This is a genomic window from Burkholderia sp. HMSC10F09, from assembly GCF_001806955.1.
In the GTDB taxonomy this organism is placed as follows: Bacteria; Pseudomonadota; Gammaproteobacteria; order Burkholderiales; family Burkholderiaceae; genus Burkholderia; species Burkholderia multivorans.
In genome coordinates this window covers 1-16,060 of the sequence record NZ_KV786501.1, presented here as the reverse complement: position 1 = coordinate 16,060, position 16,060 = coordinate 1, and the positions used below count along the sequence as shown (strand labels likewise).

13 protein-coding genes and 1 other RNA gene are annotated in these 16,060 nt (G+C 68.5%); 8 read left to right on the top strand and 6 right to left on the bottom strand.

The window, feature by feature from the left end:
• Nucleotides 1–63: 63 nt before the first annotated feature.
• From ubiG to ssrA, 3 genes are all read left to right on the top strand, one after another.
• Nucleotides 64–762 (top strand): bifunctional 2-polyprenyl-6-hydroxyphenol methylase/3-demethylubiquinol 3-O-methyltransferase UbiG, encoded by a 699-nt coding sequence (ubiG, locus tag HMPREF3115_RS00985; protein ID WP_006400737.1) that lies wholly within the window; start codon nucleotides 64–66, stop codon nucleotides 760–762.
• A 13-nt stretch (nucleotides 763–775) separates the two neighbouring features.
• Nucleotides 776–1,492 (top strand): phosphoglycolate phosphatase, encoded by a 717-nt coding sequence (gene gph / locus HMPREF3115_RS00980; protein ID WP_070553228.1) that lies wholly within the window; start codon nucleotides 776–778, stop codon nucleotides 1,490–1,492.
• A gap of 17 nt (nucleotides 1,493–1,509) precedes the next feature.
• Nucleotides 1,510–1,879: a transfer-messenger RNA gene (gene ssrA, locus HMPREF3115_RS00975) on the top strand.
• 258 nt (nucleotides 1,880–2,137) lie between these two features.
• On the opposite strand, the gene HMPREF3115_RS00970 is transcribed toward ssrA, so the two are convergent.
• The 3 genes from HMPREF3115_RS00970 to HMPREF3115_RS00960 form a co-directional block, all read right to left on the bottom strand.
• Complete coding sequence (locus HMPREF3115_RS00970) at nucleotides 2,138–2,488, bottom strand: DUF4148 domain-containing protein (protein ID WP_070553226.1); 351 nt, start codon at nucleotides 2,486–2,488, stop codon at nucleotides 2,138–2,140.
• Between the two features lie 259 nt (nucleotides 2,489–2,747).
• The gene (locus tag HMPREF3115_RS00965; RefSeq protein WP_006410405.1) at nucleotides 2,748–3,017 is read right to left on the bottom strand and encodes a hypothetical protein; all 270 of its coding nucleotides are present in this window, start codon (nucleotides 3,015–3,017) and stop codon (nucleotides 2,748–2,750) included.
• A gap of 102 nt (nucleotides 3,018–3,119) precedes the next feature.
• Nucleotides 3,120–4,226, bottom strand: coding sequence for a substrate-binding domain-containing protein (locus HMPREF3115_RS00960; protein WP_070553224.1), 1,107 nt, complete (start codon nucleotides 4,224–4,226; stop codon nucleotides 3,120–3,122).
• Between the two features lie 131 nt (nucleotides 4,227–4,357).
• Here HMPREF3115_RS00960 and HMPREF3115_RS00955 point away from each other — a divergent pair, with 131 nt between their 5' ends.
• Genes HMPREF3115_RS00955 through HMPREF3115_RS00940 form a run of 4 tightly spaced genes read left to right on the top strand, consistent with a single transcriptional unit; the run spans nucleotide 4,358 to nucleotide 9,660 of the window.
• A complete protein-coding gene (locus HMPREF3115_RS00955; RefSeq protein ID WP_006400742.1) occupies nucleotides 4,358–4,858 on the top strand; it encodes an NAD(P)H-dependent oxidoreductase subunit E in 501 nt (166 codons plus the stop codon).
• Complete coding sequence (locus HMPREF3115_RS00950) at nucleotides 4,855–6,432, top strand: formate dehydrogenase beta subunit (protein WP_006400743.1); 1,578 nt, start codon at nucleotides 4,855–4,857, stop codon at nucleotides 6,430–6,432. The genes HMPREF3115_RS00955 and HMPREF3115_RS00950 overlap by 4 nt, the downstream gene beginning before the upstream one ends.
• Nucleotides 6,433–6,449: 17 nt before the next feature.
• Nucleotides 6,450–9,401 (top strand): formate dehydrogenase subunit alpha, encoded by a 2,952-nt coding sequence (gene fdhF, locus HMPREF3115_RS00945; protein WP_070553222.1) that lies wholly within the window; start codon nucleotides 6,450–6,452, stop codon nucleotides 9,399–9,401.
• A 7-nt stretch (nucleotides 9,402–9,408) separates the two neighbouring features.
• Nucleotides 9,409–9,660, top strand: coding sequence for a formate dehydrogenase subunit delta (locus HMPREF3115_RS00940; RefSeq protein WP_006400745.1), 252 nt, complete (start codon nucleotides 9,409–9,411; stop codon nucleotides 9,658–9,660).
• 5 nt (nucleotides 9,661–9,665) lie between these two features.
• On the opposite strand, the gene HMPREF3115_RS00935 is transcribed toward HMPREF3115_RS00940, so the two are convergent.
• A complete protein-coding gene (locus HMPREF3115_RS00935; RefSeq protein WP_006406249.1) occupies nucleotides 9,666–11,315 on the bottom strand; it encodes an FAD-dependent monooxygenase in 1,650 nt (549 codons plus the stop codon).
• A gap of 130 nt (nucleotides 11,316–11,445) precedes the next feature.
• Between HMPREF3115_RS00935 and HMPREF3115_RS00930 the strand changes: the two genes are divergently transcribed.
• Entirely contained in the window at nucleotides 11,446–13,293 is a 1,848-nt protein-coding gene (locus tag HMPREF3115_RS00930) for a tetratricopeptide repeat protein (RefSeq protein ID WP_070553220.1), read from the top strand.
• Between the two features lie 60 nt (nucleotides 13,294–13,353).
• On the opposite strand, the gene HMPREF3115_RS00925 is transcribed toward HMPREF3115_RS00930, so the two are convergent.
• Both HMPREF3115_RS00925 and HMPREF3115_RS00920 read right to left on the bottom strand, forming a co-directional pair.
• On the bottom strand, nucleotides 13,354–14,649 hold the full coding sequence (locus tag HMPREF3115_RS00925; protein ID WP_006410412.1) for an MFS transporter: 1,296 nt from the start codon (nucleotides 14,647–14,649) through the stop codon (nucleotides 13,354–13,356).
• A 436-nt stretch (nucleotides 14,650–15,085) separates the two neighbouring features.
• The coding region (locus HMPREF3115_RS00920; protein WP_070553218.1) for a gamma-glutamyl-gamma-aminobutyrate hydrolase family protein at nucleotides 15,086–16,060 on the bottom strand (975 nt) is incomplete at its 5' end.

The following is a 16,060-nucleotide window of genomic DNA, read 5'->3' as shown; positions in this document are numbered from 1 at the left end:
ATCTTATATACTCGGGACTGACGAACCGAAGCACCGCCCTCCTCCCGTATCCCGTTTGCCGACATGACCAACGCCGATCCGCACGAACTCCAGAAATTCAGCGACCTCGCCCATCGGTGGTGGGATCCGAATGCCGAATTCAAGCCGCTGCACGACCTGAACCCGGTCCGGCTCGCCTGGATCGATTCGCATGCGCATCTCGCCGGCAAGCGCGCGCTCGACGTGGGCTGCGGCGGCGGCATCCTGTCCGAATCGATGGCCGGCCTCGGCGCGCAGGTGAAAGGCATCGACCTGTCGACCGAAGCGCTCGGCGTGGCCGATCTGCACAGCCTCGAGAGCGGAATCACCGTCGACTATGAAGCGATCGCGGCCGAAGCGATCGCGGCGCGCGAGCCCGGTACCTACGACGTCGTCACCTGCATGGAAATGCTCGAGCACGTGCCGTCGCCGGCCGACATCGTCGCCGCATGCGCGACGCTCGTGAAGCCGGGCGGCTGGGTGTTCTTCTCGACGCTGAACCGCAACCTGAAGTCGTACCTGTTCGCCGTGATCGGCGCCGAATACATCGCGCAGATGCTGCCGAAGGGCACGCACGACTACGCGCGCTTCATCCGGCCGTCAGAACTCGCGGGCTTCGTGCGCGCGACCGATCTCCACATCGTCGAGATCAAGGGCATCACGTATCACCCGCTCGGCAAGCGCTTCGCGCTGTCGAACGACACCGACATCAACTACCTGGTCGCGTGCCGCCGCGCCGCGTAACCTGCCGACCCGCATGACGACTCCCCTTTCGCCCGCGCGGGACGTGCTCGACGCACCGCGCCTGCAGCACTGCGAAGCCGTGCTGTTCGACCTCGACGGCACGCTCGCCGATACGGCGCCCGATCTCGCGGCGGCCGTCAACAAGATGCAGCGCGCGCGCGGCCTGCCGGAAACGCCGCTCGACGCGCTGCGGCGCCTCGCGTCCGCGGGCGCGCGCGGCCTCCTCGGCGGCGCGTTCGGCATCACGCCCGAGACGCCCGGCTACGATGCGATGCGCGACGAGTTCCTCGCAAACTACGCCGCCGATATTTGCGTTCAGACGACGCTGTTCCCCGGCATTGCCGAGGTGCTCGACGAACTCGAAGCGCGCGGCGTGCGTTGGGGGATCGTCACGAACAAGGCGATGCGGCTGACCGCGCCGCTCGTCGAATTGCTGGGCCTCGCGTCGCGCGCGGCCTGCGTGGTGGGGGGCGACACGACGCCGCACTCGAAGCCGCATCCCGCTCCGCTGCTGCACGCGGCCGGCCTGCTCGCACTGGCGCCGGACCGCATCGTCTACGTCGGCGACGACCTGCGCGACATTCAGGCGGGCTACGCAGCCGGGATGGCGACGGTCGCGGCCGCGTACGGCTACTGCGGCGACGGCGCCGCGCCGGGCGACTGGCGTGCGCAGCACCTCGTCGGCACGACCGGCGAGCTGCGCGATCTGCTGCGCGATGTTGCGCTATAATGATCAATCTTATCCGCGGGGGCGACCTGGTTTCGACAGGGGTTGTGAAGCGGCTAGGGCATGTCGAGGACCCGTCACCTCGTTAATCAATGGGAAAAACGTAACTGCAAACGACGATACGTTCGCACTGGCAGCCTAAGGGCCGCCGTCCTCTGCCTAGTTCACTGACGGGCTAGCGTCGCAAGACCGGTAGCAATACCGCCAGAGGTCATATACGTCAGTTAAGCCTTGCCGGCGTCGCGACGGCCGGGTCGAAAACTTAGCGAATCGCCGTAGCGCAGCGTGTTCGTCCGCGTCGCTGCGGTTAAATCAAAAGACTGAACTAAACATGTAGAACTAGTCGTAGAGCGCTTCTGGACGCGGGTTCGATTCCCGCCGCCTCCACCACATTCAGCGTCACGCGCAACAACCCCGCACGACATCGCGTCTGCGGGGTTTTTTGTTGCCGACGCGGCCCGCGCATCCGCCTCCGAAATAGCGCCCGGCCCTCCTCGAGCCAGCCGCCTGCCGCCGGCATCCCGGCAGCAGGAGGTGACGCACGTGGGCCGGCGCCTGTATCTGCGTAGGTGCCGGCGGACGCGGCGCCGCCTTGCGGACGCGGCTCATCGCCGCACCCCATACCGGCCGCATCGCGCACTACGCTGATTAGCTGCCGCGATACAGCGACTTCATTTCCTCGTCGCTCGCCGGGCGCACGATCGCGCGCGAACCGGACGCCGATGCGCCTTGCGCCTGCGCGCCATAACCGCTGGTATCCGCGCCTTGCGATTGCGCCAGCGCAGCGCGCTGCTGTTCCGCAACGCGGGCCGTCGCCGCCTGAATGGCTTCCGGGTAATGCGGATCTTCGCCGCGCGCCGAGTTGTAGCCGGCCTGCTGCAGTTGAATCAATTCTGCGCGCACCTGCTCGCGCGTGATCGTCGAGCCCGGCTGCGCGAACGACACGACCGGCGCAACGACGGCTGCGGCAACGACAACGGCTTGAACGAGCGACTTCATGATGACCTACCTCCAGATTTGTCCGATTTCGCGATGAACACCTCGCTCATCGCTGACAGTCCGAAGTTTATGTAGGCGAATGCTTAAGAATAAGGCAGGTTTCAGGAACACATCCTTCCTGAATTCGGGTTAACCCGAATCTGAAGCCGACGTACCGCCCGAAACGTATGAGCCCCGCGCAACACCGTGGCTGCGCGGGGCTCGTCTGCCTGTCTGCGGAATCGGGCGTCGACGCACGCGCGACGCCGCGATCAGCGTGTCACTGACTGTCCATCGGGCACTTCAGGTTGCAGCCGTTCGGATCGCCCATGTCGCCCTTGCGGCGCAATGCCGACTTCTTGCCGCTCTGATATTTCCTGGACGGCTCCGATGCCGCGAACGGCATCTGCGGATGCTCGTTCAGACGAAACTGGTCGCTGAGGATGCCGCCCGGCACGCCCGGCGAATTCTGCGCGAGTGCGAGCGGCGAAACGGCGATCAGGAACCCCGCGGTCAACGCTGCCGCGGAGAGGGAAACGGAAAGTTTCATGGCGGGAATGACGCCTGAACGGCGTGCTTGTTGGAACGTTGGTCAAGCGGCAAGCGTAGCGCAATTCCCCCACTGCTGCAGCGCGACCCGGCGGCCCGCGTGTTACCGCGCATTGCCGCCCTCCGCGGCTGCAAGGTCGTCGCCCGCGAGCCCGGCTGCGACGTCGACCAGCGTCCCGCAGGCGGCCGGATCGTAACCGTCGAGATCGCCGACGCGCTCGATGAAGCGCGCATCGCGCAACAGCCCGAGCACGCCTGCGAGCGGCCGCGCGTCGAGCCGTGCACGCTCGCAGGCGAAGTAATAGTCTTCGTCGACGACCGGAATGAAGTCGAGCCCGAAATGATGGGCCGCCGGCTCGACGCCGAAACCGAGATCGGCCATCCCGCTCGCGACGAACGCGGCGATCGCCGAATGTGTGAGCTCGGCCGACGCATAGCCGTTGATGCGCGCCGGATCGATGCCGATCGCGCTCAGCGCGAGTTCGAGCAGCATGCGCGTGCCCGAGCCGGGCTGGCGGTTCACGAACCGGATGTCGTCGCGCGCGAGATCCGCGAGCCCCTTCACGTGCTTGGGATTGCCGCGCGGCACGAACAGCCCTTGCTGACGGCGCGTCAGATGAATCAGCACATGGCGGCCGTCGTCGAGCCAGGGCCGGTAGATCTGCGCGCACTGCGCGCGAAACGCGCCGCGCGGCAGATGAAAGCCGGCCAGTTCGCACTCGCCGCGCGCAAGCGCCCGCACGGCCTCGACGCTTTCCCGATACTTGATGTCGACGGCCGCCTGCGCATCGACGAGCGCCGACACGAGCGTCGCGACCGCATAGCCGTGCGACGCGTGAATCCGTACGGCGCCGTCGCGTTGCGCGAGCCGCCGGTTCAGATCGCTCGCCACTTCGGCCGCGAGCGCGCGCAGGTTGCCGTCGAGGCGGCTGCGCGCGAGGCGCTGTGCGTCGACGATCGCCTGCCCCAGTTCGGACAGCGTCGAACCCTTACCGCGCGCGGTTTCGATCAGCTCGCCGCCGACGCAGGCCTCGAGCGCACGAAGCATCCCCCACGCATGACGGTACGACAGCCCTTTCGCTTGCGCGGCCTGCGCGATGCTGCCCGTTTCGGCGACCAATTCGAGCAGCGGCGCGACCTCCGAGAGGCTCGCGGTGCGCCCTTCCGTGTCGCGCACGGTCAGATACGCGTCGCATTCGATTCGAATCAATTATGTACTCCGATTTCCTATTGCGACGTCGAAAGCTTCCGCTTATCGTTGACCAAAATCAATCAGAACGAAGTCGCCATGCGGACTATATGAAGTTCAGTCGCATATGAGACTTTGGAGGAGCATAACCGATGTCCCCGAATTCCCACGCGCCCGAGGCGCTGGTCGAGCGCCATGCGCGCGCCGGCCGGTCGCTCGTCGCGATTCTGCACGCCATCCAGGACGAGGTGGGCTATGTGCCGCCGGGCTGCGTCGCGCCGCTCGCGAAGGCGCTGAACCTGTCGCGTGCCGAAGTGCATGGCGTGCTGACCTATTACCACCACTTCCGCACTGCGCCGCCCGCGCGCGTGACGATCCAGATGTGCCGCGCCGAAGCGTGCCGCAGCATGGGTTGCGAAGCGCTCGCCGAGCATGCGCAAACGCGTACCGGCTGCCGCTTCGATGCCGCGCACGACGACGCGGCGCACGCCTCGGCGCCGCCCGCCGTCGCGCTCGAATCGGTGTACTGCCTCGGCCTGTGCGCGCAGTCGCCGTCGATGACGGTCAACGGCGTACTGCACGCGAAGGTCACACCGGAAAAATTCGATGCGCTGCTCGCCGACGCGGTCGCGCACGCCGGGGAGGCCGCATGACGACCCGTATCTACGTCCCGCGCGATTCGTCCGCGCTCGCACTCGGCGCCGACGCGCTCGCCGCCGCGATCGTCGCCGAGGCCGAACGGCGCGGCGCCGCGATCGAACTCGTTCGCAACGGCTCGCGCGGGCTGCTGTGGCTCGAACCGCTCGTCGAAGTCGGCACCGCGGCCGGCCGCGTCGGCTATGCGAACCTGACGGCCGCCGACGTCCCCGCGCTGTTCGACGCCGGCTGGCTCGAAGGCGGTGCGCATCCGAGCGGCGTCGGCCTCGTCGACGCGCTGCCGTATCTCGCGCGCCAGCAGCGCCTGACCTTCGCGCGCATCGGCATCACCGATCCGCTGTCGATCGACGACTATCTGAAATACGATGGCCTCGTCGGCCTGAAGAACGCGCTCGCGCTCGACGGCGACGCCGCATGCGAGACGCTGATCGAGTCGGGCCTGCGCGGCCGCGGCGGCGCGGCGTTCCCCGCCGGCATCAAATGGCGCACGGTGCGCCAGGCGAGCGCGAAACAGAAATACGTCGTCTGCAACGCAGACGAAGGCGACTCGGGCACGTTCTCCGACCGCCTGCTCATGGAATGCGATCCGTACTGCTTGATCGAAGGGATGATCATCGCCGGCGTCGCGACGGGCGCGACGGTCGGCTACATCTACGTGCGCAGCGAATACCCGCACGCGATCGCGACGCTCGAAGCGGCGATCGCGCGCGCCCGCGAAGCCGGCTGGCTCGGCGAGCACGTGCTCGGCTCCGCGCACGCGTTCGAACTCCACGTCGCGAAGGGCGCGGGCTCGTACGTGTGCGGCGAGGAAACGGCACTGCTCGAATCGCTCGAGGGCAAGCGCGGCGTCGTGCGTGCGAAGCCGCCCCTGCCCGCGCTCGCGGGCCTGTTCGGCCAGCCCACCGTCATCAACAACGTGATCACGCTCGCCACCGCGCCCGTGATCTTCGCGCGCGGCGCGGCGTTCTATCGCGATTACGGGATGGGCCGTTCGCGCGGCACGCTGCCGTTCCAGCTCGCCGGCAACATCCGCTACGGCGGCCTAGTCGAACTCGCGTTCGGCGTCACGCTGCGCGAGCTGCTGTTCGACTTCGGTGGCGGCACCGCGACCGGCCGCCCCGCGCGCGCCGCGCAGGTCGGCGGCCCGCTCGGCACCTACCTGCCCGAGCATCAGTGGGACGTGCCGCTCGACTACGAGGCGTATACGGCGATCGGCGCGGTCGTCGGTCACGGCGGCATCGTGCTGCACGACGACACGTCGAATCTCGCGGAACTCGCCGAGTATGCGATGAAGTTCTGCGCGATCGAATCGTGCGGCAAGTGCACGCCGTGCCGGATCGGCTCGACGCGCGGCGTCGAGACGATCGCGCGCATCCGCGGCGGCGACACGTCCGAACGGCAGATCACGCTGCTGCGCGACCTGTGCGACACGATGCTCGCCGGCTCGCTGTGCGCGATGGGCGGGATGACGCCGTATCCGGTGCTGTCCGCGCTCGACCATTTCCCCGAAGATTTCGGGCTCGCCGCCGGCACGAATGCCGCGTCGAAGCCCGTCAAGGCTGCGGCCTGAGCCAAAAGGAGCCCTGCATGTCCCTCGACACGAACAACGTCCGCCAAGGCGGCTGCGGCTCGGGCCAATGCGCGTGCATGAGCGCCGCTCAGGCGCGCACGCGCGATCCGCTCGACGAGACCGATTACGGCACGCCGCAGCGCTATGCGGACACCGACGTCACGCTCGAAATCGACGGCCAGCCGGTCACGGTGCCGGCCGGCACGTCGGTGATGCGCGCCGCGATCGAAGCCGGCATCAACGTGCCGAAGCTCTGCGCGACCGATTCGCTGGAGCCGTTCGGCTCGTGCCGCCTCTGCCTCGTCGAGATCGAAGGCCGGCGCGGCTATCCGGCGTCGTGCACGACGCCCGCCGAAGCGGGCATGAAGGTACGCACGCAGTCGGACCGGCTGCAGGCACTGCGCCGCAACGTGATGGAGCTGTACATCTCCGATCACCCGCTGGACTGCCTCACCTGCCCGGCCAACGGCGACTGCGAACTGCAGGACATGGCGGGCGTCGTCGGGCTGCGCGAGGTGCGCTACGGCTTCGACGGCGCGAATCATCTGCACGATCGCAAGGACGAATCGAATCCGTATTTCACGTACGACCCGTCAAAGTGCATCGTCTGCAACCGCTGCGTGCGCGCGTGCGAGGAAACGCAGGGCACGTTCGCGCTGACGATCGCCGCGCGCGGCTTCGAGTCGCGCGTCGCGGCCGGTGAAAGCGAGCCGTTCATGGAGTCGGAATGCGTATCGTGCGGCGCATGCGTCGCCGCATGTCCGACCGCGACGCTGCAGGAAAAGACCGTCGTCCAGCTCGGCCAGGCCGAGCATTCGGTGATCACGACCTGCGCGTACTGCGGCGTCGGCTGCTCGTTCAAGGCCGAGATGAAGGGCACGCAGGTCGTGCGGATGACGCCGCACAAGAACGGCCTCGCGAACGAAGGGCATGCGTGCGTGAAGGGACGTTTCGCGTGGGGCTACGCGACGCACAAGGACCGCATCACGAAGCCGATGATCCGCGAGAAGATCACCGACCCGTGGCGCGAAGTGAGCTGGGACGAAGCGCTCACGTATGCGGCGACGCAATTCCGCAAGCTGCAGCAGAAATACGGTCGCGATTCGATCGGCGGCATCACGTCGTCGCGCTGCACGAACGAGGAAACCTATCTCGTGCAGAAGCTCGTGCGCGCCGCGTTCGGCAACAACAACGTCGACACCTGCGCGCGCGTGTGCCACTCGCCGACCGGCTACGGGCTGAAGACGACGCTCGGTGAATCGGCCGGCACACAGACCTTCGCCTCGATCGGCAAGGCCGACGTGATCGTCGTGATGGGCGCGAACCCGACCGACGGCCACCCGGTGTTCGGCTCGCGGCTCAAGCGCCGCGTGCGCGAAGGCGCGAAGCTGATCGTCATCGATCCGCGCCGCATCGACGTCGTCGACGGCCCGCACGTGAAGGCCGCCCATCACCTGCAGCTGCGCCCCGGCACGAACGTCGCGATCGTCAACGCGCTCGCGCACGTGATCGTGACGGAAGGACTCGTCGACGAATCGTTCGTCGCCGAGCGCTGCGAAACGCGCGCGTTCGAGCAGTGGCGCGATTTCGTCGCGCGCGCCGAGAACTCGCCCGAAGCGACCGCGGACGTGACGGGCGTGCCGGCCGAACTGGTCCGCGCAGCCGCGCGGCTGTACGCGACCGGCGGCAATGCGGCGATCTACTACGGGCTTGGCGTGACCGAGCACGCGCAAGGCTCGACGACGGTGATGGGCATCGCGAACCTCGCGATGGCGACCGGCAACGTCGGCCGCGAAGGCGTCGGCGTGAATCCGCTGCGCGGCCAGAACAACGTGCAGGGCTCCTGCGACATGGGTTCGTTCCCGCACGAACTGCCCGGCTATCGGCATATCGGCGATACGACGGTGCGCACGCAATTCGAGCAGGCATGGGGCGCGACGCTGCAGCCGGAACCGGGGCTGCGCATTCCGAACATGTTCGACGCGGCGCTCGACGGCAGCTTCAAGGGGCTCTACTGCCAGGGCGAGGACATCGTTCAGTCCGATCCGAACACGCAGCACGTCGCGGCCGCGCTGTCCGCCATGGAATGCATCGTCGTGCAGGACATCTTCCTCAACGAGACCGCGAAGTATGCGCACGTGCTGCTGCCGGGCTCGACGTTCCTCGAGAAGGACGGCACGTTCACGAACGCCGAACGCCGGATCTCGCGCGTGCGCAAGGTGATGCCGCCGCTCGCGGGCTATGCGGACTGGGAAGTCACGCTGATGCTGTCGCGCGCGCTCGGCTACGAGATGCACTACGCGCATCCGTCGGAGATCATGGACGAGATCGCGCGGCTCACGCCGACGTTCGCCGGCGTGAGCTACGAGAAGCTCGACGCGCTCGGCAGCATCCAGTGGCCATGCAACGAGGACGCGCCGGAAGGCACGCCGACGATGCACGTCGACGCATTCGTGCGCGGCAAGGGCCGCTTCGTGATCACGCAGTTCATTCCGTCGCCGGAAAAGGTCACGCAACGCTATCCGCTGATCCTGACGACCGGGCGCATCCTGTCGCAATACAACGTCGGCGCGCAGACGCGCCGCACCGAGAACGTGCGCTGGCATGAGGAGGATCGTCTCGAGATCCATCCGCACGACGCGCAGGATCGCGGGATCCGCACCGGCGACTGGGTCGGCATCGAGTCGCGCGCGGGCCAGACGGTGCTGCGCGCGCTCGTGACCGACCGCATGCAGCCCGGTGTCGTCTATACGACGTTCCACTTCCCCGAATCGGGCGCGAACGTGATCACGACGGAGAGTTCCGACTGGGCGACGAACTGCCCCGAATACAAGGTCACGGCCGTCCAGGTGATGCCGGTCGCGCAGCCGTCCGACTGGCAGCGCGCGTATGCACGCTTCAACGCCGAACAGCTCGCGCTGCTCGAGCAGCGAACCGGTGCTCCCGCCGCCGCGACGGCAGGCAAGTGAGGAATCGATGGACAGCACACACCTGATCGACATGGCGAACCAGATCGGCGCCTTCTTCGAATCGATGCCCGATCACGAGGAAGCGCTGACCGGCATCGCCGAGCATATCCGGCGCTTCTGGGAACCGCGCATGCGCCGCGCGTTGCTCGCTTCGCTCGACGATCCGTCCAGCGAAGCGGCGCGGCGCGCCTCGCCGATCGTGATCGAGGCGGTAGCCACGCACCGCGCTTCGCTCGTGCCGGCCGCTGCAACGGCCTGAGCGCGCTAGGCAGACGGTGAAGGAACGCCCGCGAACCAGGTTTCGCAGTGTCGCAGCAGCGCGTTCGCGTCGCTCGATGCGCGGCCGCGTGCGGCGATGTAGCCGTCCGGCCGCAACAGGTAGAACGCCGGACGCGAGCGGCCGTACGCCTGGACCAGCGTGTCCGCGCCGTCGCCTTCGACATCGGTCACGCGCCAAGCGCGCACCGCGCCCGGCATGATCCGTTCGAGGCGCTGGATCAGCGCTTGTGCGTCGGCCGCCAGCGGCGACACGTCGTCGAGGCCGGTGCTCGGGGGCGCCTCGAGCAGCAGCAACGTGAAGCTCGCCGGGTCGTGCACGTCGTATAGCCGCGCGGTGCCGGGCGCCTGACCGAGCGGCCCGTCGATCACATGCAGCAACGCATCGGGCGCGCGTTCGCCCGCGCGCGGGCCGCCGTCGAGCACGCGTTCGAGCGTGAGCGGACTCTTCCGGTACTGAACGCCGAGTTCGCTGACACTACGCCGAACCGCATCGCGCAGCGGCCCGAGCGACACCAGCAGCGGCACCAGGTGATCGCGCAGCAGCTTCATCGCGCCATGATCGGCTTCGACGATCTGCGTGACCAGACTCGTCTGGCGCAGCACGTCGCGCTCGATCGGATGACGCTCGGTGTGGTAAGTGTCGAGCAGCCGGTCGGGCGCCCCGCCCGCGAGTACGCGCGCGAGCTTCCAGCCGAGGTTGAACGCCTCCTGCACGCCCGTGTTCATTCCCTGCGCACCGGCCGGGCTGTGGATGTGCGCGGCGTCGCCCGCAAAGAACACGCGGCCGTGCCGCAGCCGCTCGACCATGCGGCTGTGCAGCCGAAAATACGACGACCATGCGAGATCGCTCGGCGCGATCGACGCGCCGATGCGCGCCCGCACGACCGCTTCGCAGTCGGCCAGCGACGGCGGCGGCGAGTCGGGCGACACATCGCCGACAGGCGGACGGTCGGCGACGAGCCGATAGCGGCCGCTACCGAGCGGAAACAGCCCGGCGATGCCGTCGGGCGTCGTGAATAGGTGGATCTCGTCTTCCGGCCAGTCGGGAATCGCCGCGAAATCGGCCAGCAGAAACGTCTGTTCGAACGCGCGGCCCGCGAAGCCGATGCCGAGCAGATGCCGCACCGTGCTGTGCGCGCCGTCGGCCGCGATCAGATACGACGGCGAGAACCGCTCGTCGCGGCCGCCGGCATCGCGCAGCGTCACGTCGAGCGACGCGCCGCCCGCATCGCATTCGACGAGCGTCACGCCGCGCTCGATCGTTACGCCGAGCTCGGCGAGATGCTCGGCCAGCAGCCGCTCGGTGACGCTCTGGTCGAGCAGCAGCAGATAGGGATAGCGCGTTTGCAGCGGATCGAAATCGAGCCGCGCGATCACGCGGCCGTCGGCGTGCAGCGCCGCCGCGTGCGCGCGATGCCCAAGCGCGAGAAACGGTTCGACGGCGCGGTGCTGCTCCAGCAGTTCGAGCGTGCGCGCCTGGATGCCGATGGCGCGCGAATACGGCGCCGGCGCCGCGAGCTTGTCGATCACGCGCACCGGGACGCGGGCACGCGCGAGGCTCATCGCCGCAGCCAGGCCCGTAGGCCCGGCGCCGACGATCAGCACTGGCGGGATGTCGAGCAGGGTGTCAGCCATGAGTTCCTCGATCGGACACGACGCTGCCAGTCTACGCCGCTCCGCGTGACGGGGCCATATGCCGAACGGCCGAGCGGCGGCGTGCCTGCGCGCTGTGGGAAAATACGCGCTTTCCGCCAGTTTTCGCGTCATGGATTCCGCATTCGACCGAGCGTACGCCGCGCATCGCGCCGGCCGCCTCGACGAGGCCGAGCACGGCTACCGCACCGCCCTCGCCGACAATCCCGCCGACGCCGACGCACTCCACCTGTTCGGCGTGCTGCGGCATCAGCAGGGGCAGCATGCCGAAGCGGCCGATCTCGTCGGCCGCGCGGTCGCGCTGCGCCCGGGCGATGCCGCGCTGCAGCTGAACCTCGGCAATGCGCTGAAGGCGCTCGGCCGGCTCGACGAAGCGATCGAGCGGTTCCGCAACGCCCTCACGCTCGCGCCCGAATTTCCGCTCGCGCATTACAACCTCGGCAACGCCTATGCGGCGCTGCAGCGTCACGAAGACGCGGTCGACGCGTTTCGCCGCGCGCTGCGGCTCACGCCGGACGACGCGTCGATCCACAACAACCTCGGCAACGCGCTGAATGCGCTCGGCCGTCACGACGATGCGCTTGCCGCGTTCCGCCGCGCGCTGGAGCTGCGTCCGGGCCACGCGGGCGCGCACAACAATCTCGCGATGGCGCTGAACGCGATGGGCCGCGCGGACGAAGCGATCGCGCATTTCCAGGCCGCGATCGCCGCGCAGCCGCGCTTCGTCGCCGCGCACTTCAATCTCGGCAACACGCTCGACGCGGTGGGCCGCCATGCGGAAGCCGCGGCCGCGTTCGAGGCGGCGCTCGCGCTGCATCCGCCGTTTCCGCTCGCGCTGTTCGGTCTCGCGAACGCGCTCAGCGCGCAATCGCGTCACCGCGACGCGCTGCCGTATTACGAGCGCGCGGTCGGCCTCGACCCGTCGTTCGCGCTCGCCTGGCTCAATCTCGGCAATGCGCATCACGCGCTCGGCGCACACGAGCGCGCACTGCGCGCGTTCGATCAGGCGCTGCGCGTCGCGCCCGACCTCACGCTCGCGCAACTGCACCGCGCCGTCACGCTGCTGACGCTCGGCGACTTCACGCGCGGGCTGCCCGCCTACGAAGCGCGTCACGACACGCCGGGCGCGACGCCGCTCGGCGGGCTGCCGCGCTGGCAAGGCGAGCCGATCGCGTCGCGCACGCTGCTGATTCGCGCGGAACAGGGGTTCGGCGATACGCTGCAATTCGTCCGCTTCGTGCCGCTCGCGCGCGCGCGCTGCGCGCGTGTCGTGCTCGAAGTACAGCCGGCGCTCGTCACGCTGCTCGCGCCGGCCGCCGCGCAGTGGCGCGTGACGCTCGTCGCACAAGGCGCGCCGAAGCTGCCGGCCGCCGATGTCGCCTGCACGCTGATGAGCCTGCCGTTCGCGCTCGGGCTGCAACCGGCCGACATCGCGTCCGGCACGCGCTATCTCGACGCGCCCGACACCGCGCGACGACGCTTTCGCGGTTCGCTCGGCGGCCAGGCCAAGCGCAAGTTCGGACTCGCATGGTCGGGGCGCCGTCAGGCGCAGGACAATCGGTCGATGCCGTTCGACGCGCTCGCGCCGCTGCTCGCGCTGCCCGACATCGACTGGCTCGTGCTGCAGCCTTCGCTCGACGACGACGAGCGCGCCCGCGTCGACGCGCATCCGCGCGTGTATCGTCTCGACGGCCGGCTGAACGACTTCGCGGATACGGCCGCGCTGATCGAACGGCTCGACGGCGTCGTGACCGTCGACACGGCCGTCGCGCACCTCGCGGGCGCGCTCGGCAAGCCGCTGTGGGTCATGCTGCCGTTCGCGGCCGACTGGCGCTGGTTCACCGGTGACGAATGCCCGTGGTATCCGCGTGCGCGGCTCGTGCGTCAGCCCTCGCCCGGCGCATGGGACGACGTCGTCGCGGCCGTCGCGCAGGCGCTCGCCGCGCCCGGGCGCGGATGAAAAAACGGAGCGCCGTGCGCTCCGTCCTTCGTTACCGCCAGGCCGCGCCGCGGTGCGGCGTCAGACGGCCTTGTACTGGTTGCGCGACTCCGGCGTCCGGTACAGCACGAGCGTCGCGATCAATCCGCACAGCGCGGCGACGCTGAGCCACAGCCCGGGCGCGGCCTTGTTCGCCGTTTCGTGGATCAGCAGCGTCGAGATCGCCGGCGTGAACCCGCCGATCGTCGTCGCGAGGCTGTACGCGAGCGAGAAGCCGGCCGTGCGCACGTCGGCCGGCATCACTTCGGTCAGCGCGACGACCATTGCGCCGTTGTACGACCCGTAGAGGAACGACAGCCACAGCTCGACGGCGAGCAAGCGCAGGAACGACGGCTCGGCGACGAGCCACGACACCGTCGGATACGCGGTGAGCAGCGTGAGCACGGTGAACGCGATCAGCACCGGGCGGCGGCCGATGCGGTCCGACAGGGCACCGGACAGCGGCAGCCAGACGAGGTTCGACACGCCGATGCAGACCGTCACGACGAGCGCGTCGAGCGACGAGAGGTGCAGCACTTCCTTGCCGAACGTCGGCGTATAGGCGGTGATCATGTAGAACGACACCGTCGTCATGATCACCATGCCCATCCCCGCGATCACGATCCCCCAGTTGTCGAGCATCGAGCGCATGATCTCGCCCATCGACGGACGATGGCGCTTCGCGAGGAACTCGTCCGTCTCCTTCAGCGAGCGGCGAATCAGGAACAGGAACGGCACGATCAGGCAGCCGATCAGGAACGGGATGCGCCAGCCCCATGCGGTCATCTCTTCGGCCGGCAGCGTGCGGTTCAGCAGCACGCCGACGAACGCCGCGAACACGACCGCGACCTGCTGGCTGCCCGACTGCCACGACGTGTAGAAGCCCTTGTGCCCCTTGGTCGCGATTTCGGACAGATACACCGACACGCCGCCCAGCTCGACCCCTGCCGAAAAACCCTGCAGCAGGCGCCCGAGCAGCACGAGCACCGGTGCGAGCACGCCGATCGTCGCATAGCCGGGCACCGCGGCGACGGTCAACGTGCCGAGCGCCATCAGCGTGAGCGTCAGGATCAGCCCCTTGCGGCGTCCGTGATGGTCGATGTACGCGCCGAGCACGATCGCGCCGACCGGGCGCATCAGGAAACCCGCGCCAAACACCGACAGCGACAGCATCAGCGACGCGAACGCGTTGCCGCTCGGGAAATAGGTCTTCGCGATCGCCGACGCGTAATAGCCGTAGACCATGAAGTCGTACATTTCGAGGAAGTTGCCGCTAACGACGCGAAACACGGTGCGGACTTTCGATTCCTGCGTGATGGCTTGCGATGCTGTGGACATGTCCTTGTCTCGATCTCGAAGGGCGCGCGACCGTCGGCGCCTCATGAACGGACGCGGCGTGCGCCGTGCCGACCCCGACACCTGCACGCTCGCGCCGTGCCGGCCGCTGCGCACGATGAACGCGGCGGCGGCCGGCATGATCGGGCCATGATGCCACGCGAACCCGACATTTGCCTTTTGGTGACCATCCGCCGTCGCGATCGCGCGCGGGTCGTGCCGCTGCGGAAAAGCATGCGCCCGCGCAAAAAATCGGATCGACGCGATGGCCACGGCAGCATGACGCGCCGTTGCCCGTGCCAACTAACGAGAACGTGGGAAGGCCGACGTCGGCGCCCGCTACGAACCGAAACGCGCACAATCGGCGCACACGCCGCGGCCGCCTCACGAACCGCGGCGACGCGCCCGCGCGGCCTTCCGCGGGCGCTGCGGAAGCCGCTTATAGACGCGTTTCGCGTGCCGAGCGCAGGAACGCGTCGAGCAGCGGCGTGCAGTCGAGCAGCTCGGAGCCGCCCGCGCGATGGAACTCCGGGTGCCACTGCACGCCGACGACGAACGGCGCGCGCCGATAACGGATCGCCTCGATGATCCCGTCGCCGGACGAGACGGCCTCGATGTTCAGATCGCGGCCGAGATCGCGAATCGCCTGATGGTGGATCGAATTGACGATCGCCTCGCTGCGGCCGAGGAACATGCTCGCGAGCGTCGACGAATCGGGAAAGCGGATCGCATGGCGGTGCTGGTCGTAATGCTCGCTCACATGCGCGTTGGCGGTCGGCACGTCGGTCGCGATGTCCTGGTACAGCGACCCGCCGAATGCGACGTTGATCAGCTGACAGCCGCGGCACACGCCGAGCACCGGCTTGCCGGACTCGATGAACTCGTGCAGCAGCTCGAGCTCGTACATGTCGCGCACGCGGTCGCCGGGCCATTCGGGACGCGCGTCGGACGCCGCGTAGGTCTGCGGCGACACGTCGGCGCCGCCCTGCAGCAGCAGGCCGTCGAGATGCTTCGCGTAATCGCGCAGCCGGATGTTGCTCGGATGCAGCATCCCCTGGTGGCCGACGGTCGGAATCATGAACACGAGCACGTCGCGCGACATCACCCAGTGCGCGATCGATTCCTCGAGATACTGCAGCGTCTTGCCGCGCAGCCCCTTCGCGCCCGGCTCCGGATGGAAGATCCGCGCCGACACGCCGATGCGCAGCGTGCGCTGCGTGATGCGCTGGCCGGCGCGGTCGAACAGCCGGCGTGCGCGCGCGGCGATGATGCGGCCGAATACCGACCACGGCGTGTCGCTCTGCTTCAGATACGCAGGCGGCGCATTCTGCGCGCTCGCGGGCGGCGGGCGCGGCGTGTCGAAGTCGGGCGGCGCGCCGAATCCGGGCGGCGGCGATCCGGGCTTCGACGCGGC

What these genes read in the sequence shown, in the direction of transcription:
- ubiG (WP_006400737.1), top strand. Translation starts at nt 64, where the DNA reads ATGACCAACGCCGATCCGCACGAACTCCAGAAATTCAGCGACCTCGCC.
- gph (WP_070553228.1), top strand. Translation starts at nt 776, where the DNA reads ATGACGACTCCCCTTTCGCCCGCGCGGGACGTGCTCGACGCACCGCGC.
- HMPREF3115_RS00970 (WP_070553226.1), bottom strand. Translation starts at nt 2,488, where the DNA reads ATGAAGTCGCTCGTTCAAGCCGTTGTCGTTGCCGCAGCCGTCGTTGCG.
- HMPREF3115_RS00965 (WP_006410405.1), bottom strand. Translation starts at nt 3,017, where the DNA reads ATGAAACTTTCCGTTTCCCTCTCCGCGGCAGCGTTGACCGCGGGGTTC.
- HMPREF3115_RS00955 (WP_006400742.1), top strand. Translation starts at nt 4,358, where the DNA reads ATGTCCCCGAATTCCCACGCGCCCGAGGCGCTGGTCGAGCGCCATGCG.
- HMPREF3115_RS00950 (WP_006400743.1), top strand. Translation starts at nt 4,855, where the DNA reads ATGACGACCCGTATCTACGTCCCGCGCGATTCGTCCGCGCTCGCACTC.
- fdhF (WP_070553222.1), top strand. Translation starts at nt 6,450, where the DNA reads ATGTCCCTCGACACGAACAACGTCCGCCAAGGCGGCTGCGGCTCGGGC.
- HMPREF3115_RS00940 (WP_006400745.1), top strand. Translation starts at nt 9,409, where the DNA reads ATGGACAGCACACACCTGATCGACATGGCGAACCAGATCGGCGCCTTC.
- HMPREF3115_RS00935 (WP_006406249.1), bottom strand. Translation starts at nt 11,315, where the DNA reads ATGGCTGACACCCTGCTCGACATCCCGCCAGTGCTGATCGTCGGCGCC.
- HMPREF3115_RS00930 (WP_070553220.1), top strand. Translation starts at nt 11,446, where the DNA reads ATGGATTCCGCATTCGACCGAGCGTACGCCGCGCATCGCGCCGGCCGC.
- HMPREF3115_RS00925 (WP_006410412.1), bottom strand. Translation starts at nt 14,649, where the DNA reads ATGTCCACAGCATCGCAAGCCATCACGCAGGAATCGAAAGTCCGCACC.